The following is a 16,917-nucleotide window of genomic DNA, read 5'->3' as shown; positions in this document are numbered from 1 at the left end:
GCTTTTAAGCCTGTCTACAAAAGGTTTAGAGGCACAATCGAAACAAAAATAACGATATAGTAAAAATTATAAATTGAATATATTTAAAGTTAATTATATTACGTAGTACACCACATACAGCGAGGTGAATGAATGTCGACAACAAAATATTCTGAAAGAGTTACTCCAATGGGCATGCCCAGAACTAGATTGGATGACTTGCCGGACTTAATTGAAATTCAAAAAAAATCTTTTGAATGGTTCCTTAAAGAAGGTTTGAAAGAGGAGTTTCTTTCTTATTCTCCGATTAAAGATTATACAGGAAGATTGGAATTGCATTTCCTTCCTAATTATACCTTCGATAATCCGAAATATTCTATCGAAGAAGCTAGAATCCATGACGCTACCTATGCAAAACAGCTAAGAGTTATGGCTCGTTTAGTAAATCGTGACACAGGTGAAATCAAAGAACAAGAAGTCTATATCGGTGATATCCCGACGATGACTGATAAAGGTACTTTTATCGTAAACGGTGCAGAACGTGTTATCGTTTCTCAAATCGTACGTTCACCAGGGGTTTACTTCAAGAGAGATATTTCTCCTACAGGTAAACGTTTGTTCAATGCAACCTTGATTCCTAACAGAGGTGCATGGTTAAAAATTGAAACTGATGCTAATGACGTTATTCACGTTAAAATTGATAAAAACAGAAAAATCTTAGCTACAACATTGTTGAAGGCTATCGGTATTACTGTTCCTGAAATGGAAACATTGTTTACCCACTTTGAGTTTTTGAAAAAGACACTTGAAAAAGATACAGCTGAAACAACTGATGATGCTTTGATTGAAGTTTATAAAAAACTTCGCCCGGGTGACCCAGCTTCTGCTGCAGGCGGTCGTTCTATTTTAGAAGCTCGTTTCTTTGATGAAAAGAAATACGATATCGGCAGAGTCGGTCGTTACAAATTAAACAAAAAATTGAATTTGAATGTTCCTGAAACAATGAGAACCTTGACGGTACAAGATTTAGTTGCTTCAATCGAATATTTAGTAAACTTAACTTACGATGAAGGCTCAGTTGATGATATTGACCACTTGGGTAATCGTCGTATTCGTTCAGTTGGTGAGTTGCTCCAAAATCAATTCAGAGTTGGTTTATCAAGAATTGAAAGAATCGTTAAAGAAAGAATGACTCTTCAAAATTCTGAAACATTGACTCCATTGAACTTATTAAATACAAAACCTTTAGTTGCGGCATTGAAAGAGTTCTTTGGATCTTCTCAATTGTCTCAATTTATGGACCAAACAAATCCGCTTGCAGAATTGACTCACAAACGTCGTATTTCTGCTCTTGGACCTGGTGGTTTGGTTAGAGAAAGAGCTGGATTTGCAGTTCGTGATATTCACCCTTCACACTATGGACGTATTTGTCCGGTTGAAACTCCTGAAGGTCCGAACGCAGGTTTGATTGGTTCTTTAGCTACTCACGCAAAAGTTAATGATTATGGCTTTATTGAAACTCCTTATTTCGCTGTAAGAGAAGGAAGAGTTACTGATGAAGTTACTTATATGAGTGCGGATGAAGAAGAAAACTTCCGTGTTGCTCCTGCTGATATTAAACTAAACAAAGACAGAACTATTAAAGAAGATTATGTTCCTGTCCGTTACCGTAGTGAATTTACAATGGGTGAATCTAACCGTGTTGACTATGTCGGTGTTTCTCCTATTCAAATCATTTCAGTTGCTACGTCAATCATTCCGTTCATTGAACACGATGATGCGAATCGTGCGTTGATGGGGTCTAACATGCAACGTCAAGCTGTTCCGTTATTGATTACTCAACGTTCTGTTGTTGCAACTGGTCTTGAAAGAAGAGCGGCTAAAGACTCAGGCATGGTCGTTTGTACTGAAGTTGACGGCGTGGTTGAAAGAGTTGTCGGTGATGAAGTTTGGGTTAAGGATAACGCAGGCAAAACTCACAGATACCAATTAATGAAATATTTAAGAAGTAACCAAGATACATGTATTAACCAAAAACCAATCGTTAGAGATGGTGATGTGGTTAAAGCAGGTGACGTCCTAGCAGACGGTGCTTCTACATGTAGCGGTGAACTTTCTCTCGGTAAAAACGTTTTAGTAGCGTATATGCCGTGGGAAGGATATAACTTTGAAGATGCTATTTTGCTTAGCCAAAGATGCGTCAAAGACGATGTATTTACATCTGTCCACATTGAAAAATTAGAAATAGATGCTCGTCAAACTAAACTCGGACCGGAAGAAATTACTCGTGAAGTTCCGAATGTTTCAGAAGAGTCTTTGAGACACTTGGATGAACGCGGTATTGTCAGAATCGGTGCAAGAGTTTATGCTGATGACATTTTAGTCGGTAAAGTTACTCCAAAAGGTGAATCTGAACATCCTCCTGAAGAAAAATTGTTAAGAGCAATTTTCGCTGAAAAAGCAAGAGATGTTAAAGATAATTCTTTGAGAGTTCCTCATGGTGAAGGTGGCCGTGTAGTCGATGTTAAAGTATTTGACAGAGAAAAAGGCGATGAACTTCCACCAGGAGCTAATACAGTTATAAGAGTTTATATCGCTCAAAAACGTAAGGTTTCAGTCGGTGATAAACTTGCAGGACGTCACGGAAACAAAGGTATTGTTTCAAGAATTCTTCCTCAAGAAGATATGCCTTTCTTACCAGATGGTACACCTGTTGATATCGTATTGAACCCACTTGGTGTTCCTTCACGTATGAATGTCGGTCAAACTTATGAATGTTTATTAGGTTTGGCTGCATACTTAACAAAAGAACATTATGAAGCACCTCCGTTCGATGAAATGTACGGTGACAATCAATCAGAAATTGCAACAAGAGCTGAATTGATGAGAGGTATCAAAGATTCAGGTTGTGATTGGGTAAGAGAAGATGGTAAAGTAAGACTTTATGACGGTAGAACCGGCGAACCTTTTGACCAACCGGTTGCTGTAGGTCTTACATACTTCTTGAAACTTGTCCACTTAGTTGATGACAAAATTCACGCAAGATCAACAGGTCCATACTCACTTGTTACACAACAACCATTGGGTGGTAAAGCTCAATTCGGTGGTCAAAGATTCGGTGAAATGGAAGTTTGGGCTCTTGAAGCTTACGGTGCAGCTTATACGCTTCAAGAAATGCTTACAATTAAATCTGATGATGTCAACGGACGTTCAAGAGCTTATGAAGCGATTGTTAAAGGTGACAATATTCCAAGACCGGGTATTCCTGAATCATTCAAAGTACTTGTAAGAGAATTACAAAGTATCGGTTTAGATATTACCGTTGCTAAAAAAGGCGGCGAAGAAGTAGATTTGATGTCTGATACTGATGACCTTAGAAAGTCAGCTCCTAAGAGAACACTTTCTGATGTGGATTCAGAGCTTTTAAACATCAATTTCTTTGAAACCCCAAGCTCATTTAAAGAATAAGAACTAAAATTATATAAAGGAGATAAAAATTGTCTACAAGTATAGATTATTTTGACTATATACGAATCAGTATCGCTTCTCCTGAGCGTATTCTGAAATGGTCGTATGGTGAAGTATCAAAACCTGAAACAATCAACTATAGAACATTAAAACCGGAAAGAGACGGTTTGTTCTGCGAAAGAATTTTTGGACCTACAAAGGACTGGGAATGCTATTGCGGTAAATATAAAAGAGTAAGACATAAAGGTATCATTTGTGAACGTTGTGGCGTAGAAGTTACTGATTCAAAGGTTCGTCGTCACAGAATGGGGCATATCAAATTAGCGGCTCCTGTATCTCATATTTGGTTCTTAAAAGGTATTCCATCTTACCTTGGTTTGCTTTTGGATATGTCTTTGAAAGACCTTGAACAAGTTATTTATTTCAACAATTATGTTGTAATTGAACCAGCTGATTCAGGATTTAAGAAGCTTCAACTTCTTTCTGAAGAAGAATATGAAGACTTTATGTTGGAAAATGAAGAAAGTGCTTTAAAAGTAGGCATTGGTGCTGAAGCTATTAAAGATTTGCTTTCTGAAATTACAATGCCTGAATTGTTAGAAAACATAAAAGCTGAACTTGACAGTGCTGGTGGTTCTGTTCAAAGAAAAGCAAAATTAATTAAGAGATTAAGACTTGTAGAATCTTTAATTGCAAGTAATACATCTCCAACTTGGATGATAATGGATGTACTTCCTGTTACACCTCCTGATTTAAGACCTATGGTTCAATTAGACGGTGGCAGATTTGCAACATCAGATTTGAATGATTTATATAGACGTGTTATCAACAGAAACAACCGTTTGTTGAGATTGCTCGAAATGGGTGCTCCTGAAATTATTGTTAGAAACGAAAAACGTATGCTTCAAGAAGCCGTTGATGCTCTAATTGACAACGGAAGACGTGGTAGAACTGTCGTTGGACCAAACAACAGACCGTTGAAATCATTATCAAATATCATTGAAGGTAAACAAGGTCGTTTCCGTCAAAACTTACTTGGTAAACGTGTTGACTATTCAGGTCGTTCAGTAATCGTTGTCGGTCCTAGCTTGCAACTTAACCAATGTGGTTTGCCTAAAGAAATGGCTATAGAATTGTTTAAACCTTTCGTTGTTAATAAATTAATCGAAAGAGGACTTGTTCAAAATATCAAATCCGCTAAGAAGAAAATCGAAAGATCAGAACCTGTGGTTTGGGATATTTTAGAAGAAGTAATTGATGGACATCCGGTTATGCTAAACCGTGCTCCTACACTTCACAGATTGGGTATTCAAGCATTTGAACCTAAATTGGTTGAAGGTAGAGCTATTCAACTTCACCCGCTCGTATGTACTGCGTTCAACGCCGACTTCGACGGTGACCAAATGGCGGTTCACGTTCCTTTATCAATTGAAGCTCAAACTGAAGCAAGAATGCTAATGCTCGCAACCAATAACATTTTAGCACCTGCTACAGGTAAGCCAATCATTACACCTTCTCAAGATATGGTCTTAGGTATGTATTATCTAACCATTCTAAAAGAAGATGAAGGACCGGGAAACAGATTCTTCTACAGCTTTGAAGACGCAATTGCTGCGTTAGAGGCTGGTGTCATTACTCTTCACGAAAAAATTACAGTTCGTGATGATAAAGGCAAAAGACTTACAACTACTGTTGGTAGAATTATCTTTAACGAAACTGTTAGAAAAGCAGTTCTTTCATCATAAGACGAAGCAGGGTTACCCCTGCATTTCGTCGTCCTGTAGGCTACTACAGAGGGAAGGTACATTTTATAAAAATTAAAGGTGAGAATATAACATGGATACATTAATTCACAAAAAGAAATCATTTGACTTCATTAACAAGCAGATGAATAAAGGTTCGTTGAAGAACTTGCTTGCTCAAGTATATCTTGAGTTCGGCGGTGCCAAAACTGCTGACTTGGCAAACAGTTTGAAGAACTTGGGATACAGATTTGCTACAAAAGCGGGTACAACTATTACTATTACTGACTTATCTGTTCCTGCTGTAAAAAAAGATTTGCTTGCTCAAGCTGAAAAAGAAATTGAAAAATCAACACACAGATATTTAAAAGGTGAGATTACTGAAGTTGAAAGATATACAAAGGTCATCGATACTTGGTCTGAAACAACAGCTAAGTTGACTGAAAGTGTAGTTGAAAACTTTGATAGATTGAACCCTGTATATATGATGGCGTTCTCCGGAGCGAGAGGTAACTTATCTCAAGTATCACAATTGGTTGGTATGAGAGGTTTGATGGCTGATGCACAAGGTCAAATCATCGACTTACCTATTAAATCAAACTTTAAAGAAGGGTTATCGGTTACTGAATATATCATTTCTTCATACGGAGCTCGTAAAGGTCTTGTAGATACAGCGTTGAAAACAGCCGATTCAGGATATTTAACAAGACGTTTAGTCGACGTTGCTCAAGATGTTATCATTAGAGATATAGACTGTGGTACAGATAGAGCTATCAAAATGTCAGCTATTTCAGACGGTGAAAAAATAGTTGCTCCTTTAACAGACAGACTTTTAGGTAGAACAATTGCTGAAGACATAAAAGATGCTGAAGGTAATGTTATTGTTGCTAAAGGTACAACCTTAGATCGTATGGATGTTAAAAAAGTCGAGCCTTTAAATCTTAAAGAATTATTAGTTCGTTCACCTTTAACTTGTGAGCTTGAATATGGAATTTGTCAAAAATGTTACGGTTGGGCTCTTACAACTCAAAAAATGGTTGATGTCGGTGAAGCAATTGGTATTATCGCTGCTCAATCAATCGGTGAACCCGGAACTCAACTTACAATGAGAACTTTCCACACCGGCGGTGTATTCAAAGGCTCAGGTGCTATGAAGCAAATTATTGCTGATGAAGATGGTGAAATTACATCTAAAATTGCTTTTAAAGAATTGAGAACACGTCATGGTGATGATGTACAAGTTTGTCTTCAAGAATCTGATATTGAATTGAAAGGTGCTAAAAAGACTTATAAATACCACATTCCTGCAGGTGCTATTTTGCATATCAGCAAAGGACTTAATGTTAAAAAAGGTGATAAGTTAGCTGATTTTGAACCTACAAGTCAAGGTGACGGTAGTCGTTTAACAGAAAAAGCTACAAAAGATATTACGACTGATTTGGGTGGTGAAGTTGTATTCCAAGACTTCATCGCAGATGAAAAGAAAGATCGTCAAGGTAATATTTCAAGAACTGCCAATAAAAATGGTATAATTTGGGTTTTAGGCGGCGACGTTTATAATCTTCCGGGTGGTGCTAAAATCTTGGTTGAAGATTCTCAAAAAATTAAAACAGGTGAAAAATTAGCCGAAATTATGACCGTTTCTGAACACGGTGGTGAAGTTAGAGTTGGTGATAATTTAATTGTTGAAGAAATTAAATTCGAAGGCAAAAAAATCAAAAAAATAGTTAAAGGTAAAGAATTAACTATTGTCATTGCTTCAATCACGCCATCTAACGCAGTATTTGAAAATACAAAAAAAGAACAATTATGGACAGTTGAAGCTACAGGCGAAAAATATATCGTTAAATCTCCAGTTGATACAACAGTGGAAAACGGTATGATTATTGCAGAACTTGTCGATGAAGAAAACAGTGTTGCTTCAAGTGGTGAAATTAGATACAACGGCGTTGAAGTTGATGAAAATCAAATCGTAACAAAACCCGGCGAAGTAATTTTTATTCCTGATGAAATACATCAGTTGAATAAAGATTCAGCTTTGAAAATGGTTGAATCCGGTACTTTTGTAACAGCCGGTACCGAAATTGTTAAGGATTTATATTCTCACATTGACGGTATTGTTGAAATAAAAGAATTCAATGACATTATTCACGAAGTTGTAATCAGACCAGGCGAAGTTTATACATTGTCAAACATCAACGATTTAAAAGTCGATGAAGGTGAGATTGTTGAAGCCGGTACTCAAATCGCTCCTAAAGTTAAAGCGAAAGAGTTATCAATTGTGACTATTTTGGATTCAGATAATGACAATATGGAAATTGATGATCTAGATGAAGATATTGATGTTTCTACTATTGATGAAGAAGAAATTTCAAATAAACCTATCCAAATTTTAGTAAGACCTGTTCAAAAATTTGATGTTCAACCAAAAGATGTTTCTATTGATTTCAACACAACTGATGAATCAATTGACATTGTTCCAGTTACTCAATTGCAATTCAAAGATGGTGCAAGAGTAAGAAACTTGGATGGTGCAGTTCTTACAAGAACAAGCTTGGTCCTTCAAATGCAAGGCTTCTTGAGTCACTTAAAAGGTATGGTTGAATTGGATGAGGATAATAACTTAAAAGTTGTTGTTCTTGAAACATTGATTGTAAGAAGAGAAATCGAAGGTTCATCTAAGACCAAAGCTTCAATGCAAACTGAATTGTTGGTTCAAGACGGACAAATAATTGATGCAAAAACTCCTGTTGCTAAAACTCAAGTTTTGGCTGTAAATGATGGTGTTGCAAGCATTAAGGGTGCAGCTCAAGACCTTAGAAGATTGCTTCTAATCTCTGACAACTATGAAGAAACAATTTCAACAAAAACTAAACCGATTGTTGAAGTCGGACAATTTATCAAAATGGATTCTGTACTTTCTGAATCTGGTGAACAATCTGATATTTCAGGTATGGTTGTTGCTGTTGATAAGGCGTCAGTCACAATAAGAACAGGCCGCCCATATTTGATTAGCCCCGGAACTATGCTTCAAGTAAACAATGGTTCATTGGTTCTACGTGGTGATTTCTTGGCTACATTGGTATTTGAAAGACAAAAAACTGGTGATATCGTTCAAGGTCTTCCGAGAGTTGAAGAATTGCTTGAAGGTAGAAAGCCTAAAGATTGTGCTATTCTTGCTGAAATCGACGGTGTCGCACATATTGAAATCGAAGATGATGTTCCTAGATTGTTTATTGTAAATGACAATGGAAAATACGAAATTAAATTTTCTATCGATTCTACAATCATCGTTGCTAACGGGCAAGAGGTTACAGCCGGACAACCTTTAACAAGTGGTCCGTTGAACCCTCATGATGTCATCAGATTGAACGGAGCGTCAGCTGCTCAACAATATTTGGTTGATGAAGTTCAACGTGTATATCGTTCTCAAGGCGTTGAAATCGCTGATAAGCATGTCGAAGTTATCGTTAAGCAAATGACTAAGAAAGTCAAAATTGTTGAATCAGGTGATACAAAATTGCTCCCAGGCGAATTCCTTGATTTGAAAATTGTTGAAGAAGAAAATAAGTTGGCTATTGAAGCTGAAGGTCAACCTGCTACATACGAAGCTGTATTGCTTGGTATAACAAAAGCAAGTTTGAATACTGAAAGTTTCATCTCTGCTGCTTCTTTCCAAGAAACAACAAGAATCTTGACTGAGGCTGCTGTTGATGGCAAACGTGATCTTTTAAGAGGATTGAAAGAAAACGTTATCATCGGTAGATTAATACCTGCAGGTACAGGTTATTACCATTTGACAAATGCGTCAGAAGAAAAGGATAAAGAAGCTCAAAGAAGAGCTGCTCAAAAGAACAATGCTCGCAAACCTTCTGCTATCTTAGAAGAAATTGAAGGTATGTTCGGAGCTCCTGATTTTACCATTGAGTAATTTAAATTTCAAATAAACACGAAAAGAGGCAGTCTTGAAGGCTGTCTCTTTATATGTTAAAATGGCTAAGTCTTTCAAAAAAGAGTTTATAAAAGATAATGTTTATATGGCTATTAGGGGGCTTTAATGAAAAAAATATTATTATTACTTTTTGCATTAATTATTGGTACTTTTATGTCTTTTGCTATTGCTAATGATGAATCAGCTTCTGTTTTGCAGTTTTTCAATAAGTATGTTCAAGCGGGCAACAGCTATTCTTCAAATTTCTTTAGCTTTTTTGTACCTAATCCGAAAATTATCCGTATTGTAATAAAGCCAGATGGAACAAAGCAGGCTGTAAATGTCCCTTTTGCAAAATACAAAAAAGAGGCAAGTTTAGGTATGAAAGTTGGTAAAATCGTAAAATACAGTAATTCATATTCTGATATAAAAGTTACAAAAGATGGTGTAGATTACAAGGTTACTGCAATGCGAAAGGCTTCGGCAAGTGATTATAGTTTGCCGGCGTATTTTATCATCGGGAAAAATTCTCAAGGGGAATGGAAAATGAAGGTTGAGTCGATGGAAACCAAAGTTCAGAAGTTTTTAAATAATAAATAAATATTAAAGGGCGGATATGTTCCGCTCTTTTTTAAAATAAACCGTCGCATTTAGTCCCACAGAATTTGCATTTGCCGTCATAATCGAGATTGTAGCTTTTTATTATATATTGATTACGGATTATAAGTTCTTTTTTACAGTTTTTGCAATAAGTAGTTGATGTTTTTTCGTGATGAAGATTGCCTGTATATACGTAGTTTAAGCCAGCTTCTTTGGCAAAATTATATGATTTAATAAGTCTTTGTGGTGAAGTTGGTTTATGATTTTCAAATTTGTAGCAAGGGAAAAACGCACTAAGGTGAAGCGGAATATTTTCTCCGAGTTCATTTTTTATCCAGTTAAATTCGTTTTTCAATTCAGTTTCTGAGTCATTTTCCCCTTCAATAATAAGGGTTGTAAGTTCAAGGTGACAGTTTGTTTTTTTGTTTACGTATTTTATTGTATCAAGAATGGGTGGGAACGTGACCAATGAATTTCTTTTATAGAAATCGTTTGAAAATGCCTTGAGGTCAATATTTACAGCATCTATATATTTGAAAAATTTTTCTCTAGGTTCGGGGTTTATATAGCCTGCAGTTACGGCTATTGTTTTTATTCCGAGTTTCTTGCATTCTTTAGCTGTATCAATTGCGTATTCAAAAAATATCACGGGGTCGTTATATGTAAATGCTACGCTTTTGCAACCATATTTTTTTGCCATTGTTGCAATTTCAATGGGGGAGGCTTTTTGAAGAAGGGTCGGGTCGATTTTTGCTTTTGTTGTTGTGTAATTTTGGCAAAATTTGCAGCCCAAATTGCAACCAATTGTGCCGAAAGATAATACTTTGCTTCCGGGGTAGAAATGGTAAAGCGGCTTTTTTTCAACCGGGTCTATTGCGAGTCCTGTTGTGTAGCCGTAGGTTGTAAGTTTGATTTTGCCGTTTATGTTTTGTCTGACATAGCAAAATCCTCTTTGTCCATCACCAAGTGTGCAATTTCTGGGACAAAGAGTGCATTGAACTTTATTAGAAGTAAGGCTATTTTCGTATTTCATAAAATATATTATAATGCTAATTATGTATTTTGTAATTGGTTTAATCGGTGATTTATTATGGAAAAAATTAAACAATCTTCTGCAATGGGGACATTCTATTTTGAGGATAAAAAAGAACTTTTATCTCAATTAAAAACTATTTTTTCTCATGAAAAGGTATATGATGTAGAGTCAAGAGCTATTATAGTTCCTCATGCGGGGTATGTATTTTCAGGAGCTTTGGCGGCAAAAGGTTATCAATGTTTGAAAAAAACTATAAAAAATATTTTTATAATTTCACCCGTTCATTATGTTCCGATTGATGAAGTTACATTGTGTTCTTATGATTTTTTTAAAACACCATTGGGTACAATTCCTGTAAATAAAGATATAGTTGCAGATATAGTAAAGCATTTTGGTGCTCAAGTTTCAGATATTCCTTTTGAAAAAGAGCACGCAATTGAAGTTCAAATACCTTTTATTCAATATCTGTATGAGGATGTTCGGATTATTCCTGTATTGGCTTCCGGTAATCAAGTTGAGAAGATATCAAACATTATAAAAAAATATTATAAAGATGAAGAAAATGCCTTTGTTATATCAACTGACTTGAGTCATTTTCATACAGATGTAGAAGCAAAGAAAATTGATAAAATAACGGCGGAAATGATTGAGCAACAGGATTTATCAGGTTTTCAATCTGAGCAGGCATGTGGCTCAACAGGGTTATGTGCGGCGGTTGATTTTGCAAAAGCAAATCAATACTCTTTCATCAGAATAGGGTTGACAAACTCTGCTGCTGTTACTGCGGATAAAGATAGAGTCGTTGGTTATGGTGCGTGGATGCTTCAAGAAATGACAAAATCAGAATTTATAAAAGAATATTTTTCACCTTTTGCGATTTCTGTTTGTTACAAAAGTATTGCAATGGGATTGAACAACAAAAAATTGGACGCTCAAGTTGAGCTAAAAGTTATTCCGCCAGTATTTGATGAGCTCGGTGCGTCATTTGTTACGTTGAAAACAGATGGCAGTTTAAGGGGATGTATCGGCTCTATTATTGCACATAGACCGCTAATTGCTGATTTAATAAACAATGCTTCAGCTGCTGCTTTTCAAGACCCTAGGTTTGCTCCTTTGACGGAAGATGAATTTGACAATCTTGATATTTCTATTTCTTTATTATCAGCACCAATGAAAATTGAATTTTCCGGGGAGCAAGATTTATTGCAAAAAATCAAACCCTTTGAAGATGGAATAATAATAAAAGATGGGGCTCATCAGGCTGTATATTTGCCATCTGTTTGGGAACAATTACCTGAAAAAGTTATGTTTTTAAATTCTTTAAAACAGAAAGCCGGTTTGCGACCCGATTATTTTTCCAAGACATTTGAAGCATACAGATTTTCGGCAATTCATATTGACGGTTAATTGCTTCTATTTAAAGTAGTATAAAAAGTGATATAATTCGTACAAATGCCGCTATTATAAACTATGAAAGTTTATCTCAGCTACATTTGAATGAAATATCTCACGAATGCTTTTTGGCAAATGGTAAACGTAGTATTGAGTAATTTATATTTTAGTTTTGACTTTTATAGGTATGAATATGTAGTAGTTGGCTATTAGCTCAAACATATATATGTGGAGGTGTTATGGAGCTTTGTTTTCAATGGGGTTTTGATATTTTTAATCCACTCAAAGTCATATTTGTCCTAAAAGTCTTATTATTAAAGTTTATAGCCGATGTGTAGCTTTTTGTTTTTTTGTTTTTTGAGAATAATAAAAAACAAAATATACGGAGGCTTAGATGAAAACAAAATTGTTAAAAAAAGATGGTGAATATTGTGTTATTTTGCCTGATGAGTTTATTAAAACGCTTCATTTAAAAGAAAATGAGCTTTTAAAAGTGGATTTGGATTTAGCTCTTGAAAAAATTGAACTTTTTAAAAGTGCTCCCGATGATAGAATGGAAACACTCGATGTTGAAGCTGACATAGATTTTTAGTTTTAGGCTTTAATATTATTATTTTCGTCAACGTGTACAATTGTCGGCTTGAAAGTTTTAGCTTCCTCAGGAGTCATAGCCGCATAGGCAACGATAATAACTTTGTCGCCGATTGCGACTTTTCTTGCAGCCGCTCCGTTTAGGCAAATATCACGTTGTCCTTTTTTACCTGCAATAATATATGTTTGAAATCTTTCGCCGTTATTGATGTCCAATATTTCGACTTTTTGACCTTCTGAAAGATTTGCTGCGTTCAAAAGTTCAGCATCAATAGTTATGGAACCGACATAATTAAGATTTGCGTCGGTCACAGTTGCTCTATGTATTTTTGAGTATATAAATTCTAATAGCATAACTCTTCTCTTTTCCGAGATTATTTTATCAAAAACAAAGTTAAGAGTCAGCGTTCTTTTTTAATTTGTTAATATATTTTTTTAAATCAGATATTTGTTTAGGTTTTAAATATTTGAATTGACCTTTTTTTAATCCTAAGATATCAATAGGTCCATGTGAAACACGTTTTAGCGAAATAACTTTGTGTCCCAAGTAATCTAGCATTTTACGGATTTGTCTGTTTAGTCCTTGATAGAGAACAATCTGCAGAACTGTATTTTTGCCTTCCATTTCAACAATTCGGGCATCAGCATAAGCAGTTTTGCTTTCTTCAATTTCGATACCTTTTGCCATAACGTCAAGGTCGTTTGTGTTAACTCTGCCTTCTGCACAAACTCGATAAATTTTAGGGATGTGTATAGAAGGATGTGCCATTTCGTTGATTAAATCGCCATCATTTGTAAGGAGTAAAAGTCCTGTTGAATCTTTGTCCAAACGTCCTATTGGCTTTAAGTTTTGGACTTCTTCCGGTAAAATGTCATAAATAGTTTTTCTACCTTTTTCATCGTCCATGGTCGTTATATATCCAGCCGGCTTATAATAACGGATATAGGTCAGATTTTGGGGTTTTATAAGTTTATTTTCGACATAAACCCTATCTTTTCTGCCTACAGTATAGCCCATTTCTCTAATGACTTTATCGTTTACTCGGACTTTTCCGGCTTCGATGTATTCATCAGCTTTTCGCCTTGAACAAAATCCTGTTGAGGCGATAAATTTATTTAATCTTATTTTTGTTTCTTTTATGCTCATATTCCATTATGATACAATACATTTTTGATAATGTATATTGTTTTTGAGAAAAAACTTTTTTATGATATTATTTAATCAAGTAATATTCTGTATGAGGAGTCTTTAGATGGTAATCGTCAAAAAGTATAAAATCGGCGTAGATGTAGGTGGGACAAACGTAAAGATTGCATTGGTTGATAAAAAAGGTGCGATTGTTTATTCAAATTCAGTCCCAACAAGAGCGGAGATGGGCTACGAATATACAATAAGCAATATAAAGCAAGCTATTTATGATTTGATGAAAGAAACCAAAACATCAAAAGACCTTATCGAGGGTATTGGCTTTGGCTTCCCGGGGCAAATTGATTGCGATAACGGAATTGTAAGGATTGCTCCTAATATTCCCGGATGGGTTAATGTGCCGATTGCTTCAATTATTAAAGAAGAATTCGGGATTGAAACCAGAGTGGACAATGACGTAAGATGTGCTGCTTTGGGTGAGCTCAATTTCGGTGCAGGTAAAGGCTGTCACAATTTAATCTGTATTACAGTCGGAACAGGTATTGGTTCAGGCTTGATTATCAACGGAAAACTCGTAAGAGGTGCGAATAATGCAGCAGGTGAAATCGGACATATTAAACTCCAAATGCACGACGGACCTATTTGCGGTTGCGGTGATACAGGTTGTTTAGAAGCTTTTGCTTCCGGTCCTTCAATTGTTGCGATGGCGGAAGAATATATCATTGGCGGAAAATCTACAAAATACAGAGAGCTTGCTAATCCTGATATTACACCTTACATAGTTGCTGAAGCTGCAAAACAAGGCGATGTAGTAGCGAAAAGAATTTACAATATAATCGGTGAATACATCGGTATAGGTTTGACAAGTGTCGTAAATCTTTTGAATCCTGAAAAAATCGTTATCGGCGGTGGCGTCGCAGACGCAGGCGATTTACTCTTTGAACCTATTATCAGAACTATTAAAACCAGAGCTATGCCAATACAAGGCTCATCTGTTGAAGTAGTTCATGCAGAACTCGGAAATACCGCAGGTGTTATTGGTGCAAGTTTATTAATTGAAAGCTAAAATCAAATTATGTCTTTATTTCTATATTGGGGACAAGAAGATTTTTATATTGAAAAAGAAATCGAGAAGCTGAAATCAAAGCTTCTTGATTCTTCTTTTATTTCAATGAATTACAAGGTTTTAGATGACCCTCAATTTATTGATGTCGTTGAATGTTGCCAAACTACTCCTTTGATGTTTGGCAATATGGTTATTGCAATTAATATGGAAAAGTTTTTAATAGGAACAAAGACGGCTGTTGATGATAAACAAATTGCTGTTTTTGAAGAAGCTGTTAAAAATTTGCCTGAGGCTGTTAATGTTATTTTGGTCTGCAAAATAAAAAGAGATGAAAATAAAAAAGTTGATTCAAGAAAAAAACTCTACAAAATAATCTCAAAATATGCTCAAGTTAAAGAATTTCCTCAATATAGAACTTATCAAAAGGAGCTTCCTTCGGCAATCCAAAATCTTGCAAAGGAAAAAGAATTATCGATTGATGCTCAATCGGCTCAATATATTGTTAATCAATTGGGTGCCAATTTGCGGTTGATTGATTCAGAGCTCGAGAAACTGAAAATTGCGATATATCCAAACAAAAAACCTTCGCAAAATGATATAAAAAACAATTGTATCTCGTCTGATGATATATTTGCACTTGCGGATTTAATTGTCGAAGGCAACAAAAATGAAATTTTGCGTCAATTCCATTCTTTAACCGATAGGCGTCACTATTTGGAAATTTTGGCTGTTTTGCAATCTAATATCCAAAGATTTGTTTTCATAAAAAATTATTCAAAAAAAGCTTCCCCTGCTGAAATTGGAGCCCAATTAAAGTTGCATGAGTTCGTTGTCAAAAAAACTGTCGAAAAACTTTCGCATGTATCGTTAAAAAGATTGGTTGATATAAAAAGCAATTTAACTCAAGCTGAATATAAGATAAAATCAGGTCAGACAACAGATGCAATGGTGGCGATGGAATTGGCTTTATTGGAGTGATTATGAATGAATTTTTAAAAAAAAGATACTCTTATTTGGCAAATTTTTTTGAAATGGCTTTATCAGAAAATAACAAGTCCGTTGCAAATTCTATTATTTTTTACGGAATGGATGTTTTGTCACAATATTATATGGCGTTATCGCTTGCTAAACAATTAAATTGTACAGGAGATAAAACTGATGATTGCTCGTGCGTAAATTGCTCTTGGATAAGGGACAATAAGCATCCTGCGGTGACTACTGTTTCTAAAATAAACAACAAAACAGACTCTTCAAAAACAGTAATATCTTCAGAGCAAGTTGAACAAGTGATGGATTTGTTGATGAATACATCTCCGTATCACAGGGTTTTTATCTTTTGTGATGCAGAATATAAAGAACTTTCTGACGAGGAAAAAACACATATCAATGAATTTAAAGCATTAAATCTTTCATTACCCGACTCTGAAACTGAAGGCATGAAGTGGTATCCATCAGGTATTACTAAAGCATGTTTTCAAGATGTTGCAGCAAATTCATTATTGAAATCAATTGAGGAGCCTCCAGAAAATGTGACTTTTATTTTCTTAACGGCGGACAAAGAAGATTTGATTTCAACCATCATTTCTCGCTCTCAATCTTTCTTTGTTCCCAGCTTCAAAAAAGAAAAATTCGAAACAGAGTTTTTGTTGGATTGGTTTGCTGACTATCCTAATTTTCCTGTCGATAATTCGTTGAGATTTTCTAAGAGAATGCTGGAATATCAAAACTCTAATGGCTACAAGCCTCAATATATACTTGATTGCATTGAGTATTATCTTGTTCAAATAATTAAGTCAAATATAGATAACAAACAGCTCTTTTCAAAAATAATGAATGATATCCAAAAAATTCAAGATTCAAAAAAAATGCTCAATTCCTACGTGAAAGACCAAACTGTTTTTGAGGATTTGGCTTTCTATTTTGCAAAATCACACTAACTCTTGAATTTATTATTAACATAACTTA

Annotated in this window: 11 protein-coding genes and 1 pseudogene; 9 read left to right on the top strand and 3 right to left on the bottom strand. The window is 35.3% G+C overall.

Annotated elements, in window-relative coordinates; all coding sequences use genetic code 11:
- Positions 1-132 precede the first annotated feature (132 nt).
- The 4 genes and pseudogenes from rpoB to PHV37_08395 all read left to right on the top strand — a co-directional run bounded on the left by rpoB (position 133) and on the right by PHV37_08395 (position 9,720).
- On the top strand, positions 133-3,447 hold the full coding sequence (rpoB, locus tag PHV37_08410) for a DNA-directed RNA polymerase subunit beta (GenBank protein MDD3238100.1): 3,315 nt from the start codon (positions 133-135) through the stop codon (positions 3,445-3,447).
- A 41-nt stretch (positions 3,448-3,488) separates the two neighbouring features.
- Positions 3,489-5,168, top strand: a pseudogene (locus PHV37_08405) (DNA-directed RNA polymerase subunit beta').
- A gap of 115 nt (positions 5,169-5,283) precedes the next feature.
- A complete protein-coding gene (locus tag PHV37_08400) occupies positions 5,284-9,120 on the top strand; it encodes a DNA-directed RNA polymerase subunit beta'' (protein ID MDD3238099.1) in 3,837 nt (1,278 codons plus the stop codon).
- Positions 9,121-9,246: 126 nt separating this feature from the next.
- The gene (locus PHV37_08395; GenBank protein ID MDD3238098.1) at positions 9,247-9,720 is read left to right on the top strand and encodes a hypothetical protein; all 474 of its coding nucleotides are present in this window, start codon (positions 9,247-9,249) and stop codon (positions 9,718-9,720) included.
- A 31-nt stretch (positions 9,721-9,751) separates the two neighbouring features.
- On the opposite strand, the gene amrS is transcribed toward PHV37_08395, so the two are convergent.
- On the bottom strand, positions 9,752-10,753 hold the full coding sequence (amrS, locus tag PHV37_08390; GenBank protein MDD3238097.1) for an AmmeMemoRadiSam system radical SAM enzyme: 1,002 nt from the start codon (positions 10,751-10,753) through the stop codon (positions 9,752-9,754).
- A 57-nt stretch (positions 10,754-10,810) separates the two neighbouring features.
- On the opposite strand from amrS, the gene amrB reads away from it, so the two are divergent.
- Positions 10,811-12,163, top strand: a complete 1,353-nt coding sequence (gene amrB, locus PHV37_08385; GenBank protein MDD3238096.1) for an AmmeMemoRadiSam system protein B — start codon at positions 10,811-10,813, stop codon at positions 12,161-12,163.
- A 379-nt stretch (positions 12,164-12,542) separates the two neighbouring features.
- Positions 12,543-12,740: a hypothetical protein gene (locus PHV37_08380; GenBank protein ID MDD3238095.1), complete on the top strand. Its 198-nt coding sequence runs from the start codon at positions 12,543-12,545 to the stop codon at positions 12,738-12,740.
- A gap of 2 nt (positions 12,741-12,742) precedes the next feature.
- Here the strand turns inward: PHV37_08380 and PHV37_08375 are convergent, their stop codons facing one another.
- Positions 12,743-13,093, bottom strand: a complete 351-nt coding sequence (locus tag PHV37_08375; GenBank protein MDD3238094.1) for an aspartate 1-decarboxylase — start codon at positions 13,091-13,093, stop codon at positions 12,743-12,745.
- 40 nt (positions 13,094-13,133) lie between these two features.
- Positions 13,134-13,886, bottom strand: a complete 753-nt coding sequence (locus tag PHV37_08370; GenBank protein ID MDD3238093.1) for a pseudouridine synthase — start codon at positions 13,884-13,886, stop codon at positions 13,134-13,136.
- Positions 13,887-13,992: 106 nt separating this feature from the next.
- Here PHV37_08370 and PHV37_08365 point away from each other — a divergent pair, with 106 nt between their 5' ends.
- The 3 genes from PHV37_08365 to PHV37_08355 are packed head-to-tail and all read left to right on the top strand — an operon-like array spanning position 13,993 to position 16,889.
- Positions 13,993-14,952 (top strand): ROK family protein, encoded by a 960-nt coding sequence (locus PHV37_08365; protein ID MDD3238092.1) that lies wholly within the window; start codon positions 13,993-13,995, stop codon positions 14,950-14,952.
- Between the two features lie 9 nt (positions 14,953-14,961).
- Positions 14,962-15,930 carry a DNA polymerase III subunit delta gene (holA, locus tag PHV37_08360; GenBank protein ID MDD3238091.1) on the top strand — a complete coding sequence of 323 codons (969 nt, stop codon included), beginning with the start codon at positions 14,962-14,964 and terminating at the stop codon, positions 15,928-15,930.
- Between the two features lie 2 nt (positions 15,931-15,932).
- Positions 15,933-16,889 (top strand): hypothetical protein, encoded by a 957-nt coding sequence (locus PHV37_08355; GenBank protein MDD3238090.1) that lies wholly within the window; start codon positions 15,933-15,935, stop codon positions 16,887-16,889.
- Positions 16,890-16,917: the final 28 nt, after the last annotated feature.

Source organism: Candidatus Gastranaerophilales bacterium, assembly GCA_028693235.1.
Taxonomy (GTDB): Bacteria; Cyanobacteriota; Vampirovibrionia; order Gastranaerophilales; family Gastranaerophilaceae; genus JAQUVW01.
Note: the sequence above shows the minus strand (reverse complement) of the source record. Positions and strands in the feature narration are given on the sequence as shown.

Bases quoted from the DNA above. Each gene is read 5' to 3' on its own strand.
- rpoB (MDD3238100.1), top strand. From the start codon at position 133: ATGTCGACAACAAAATATTCTGAAAGAGTTACTCCAATGGGCATGCCC.
- PHV37_08400 (MDD3238099.1), top strand. From the start codon at position 5,284: ATGGATACATTAATTCACAAAAAGAAATCATTTGACTTCATTAACAAG.
- PHV37_08395 (MDD3238098.1), top strand. From the start codon at position 9,247: ATGAAAAAAATATTATTATTACTTTTTGCATTAATTATTGGTACTTTT.
- amrS (MDD3238097.1), bottom strand. From the start codon at position 10,753: ATGAAATACGAAAATAGCCTTACTTCTAATAAAGTTCAATGCACTCTT.
- amrB (MDD3238096.1), top strand. From the start codon at position 10,811: ATGGAAAAAATTAAACAATCTTCTGCAATGGGGACATTCTATTTTGAG.
- PHV37_08380 (MDD3238095.1), top strand. From the start codon at position 12,543: ATGAAAACAAAATTGTTAAAAAAAGATGGTGAATATTGTGTTATTTTG.
- PHV37_08375 (MDD3238094.1), bottom strand. From the start codon at position 13,093: ATGCTATTAGAATTTATATACTCAAAAATACATAGAGCAACTGTGACC.
- PHV37_08370 (MDD3238093.1), bottom strand. From the start codon at position 13,886: ATGAGCATAAAAGAAACAAAAATAAGATTAAATAAATTTATCGCCTCA.
- PHV37_08365 (MDD3238092.1), top strand. From the start codon at position 13,993: ATGGTAATCGTCAAAAAGTATAAAATCGGCGTAGATGTAGGTGGGACA.
- holA (MDD3238091.1), top strand. From the start codon at position 14,962: ATGTCTTTATTTCTATATTGGGGACAAGAAGATTTTTATATTGAAAAA.
- PHV37_08355 (MDD3238090.1), top strand. From the start codon at position 15,933: ATGAATGAATTTTTAAAAAAAAGATACTCTTATTTGGCAAATTTTTTT.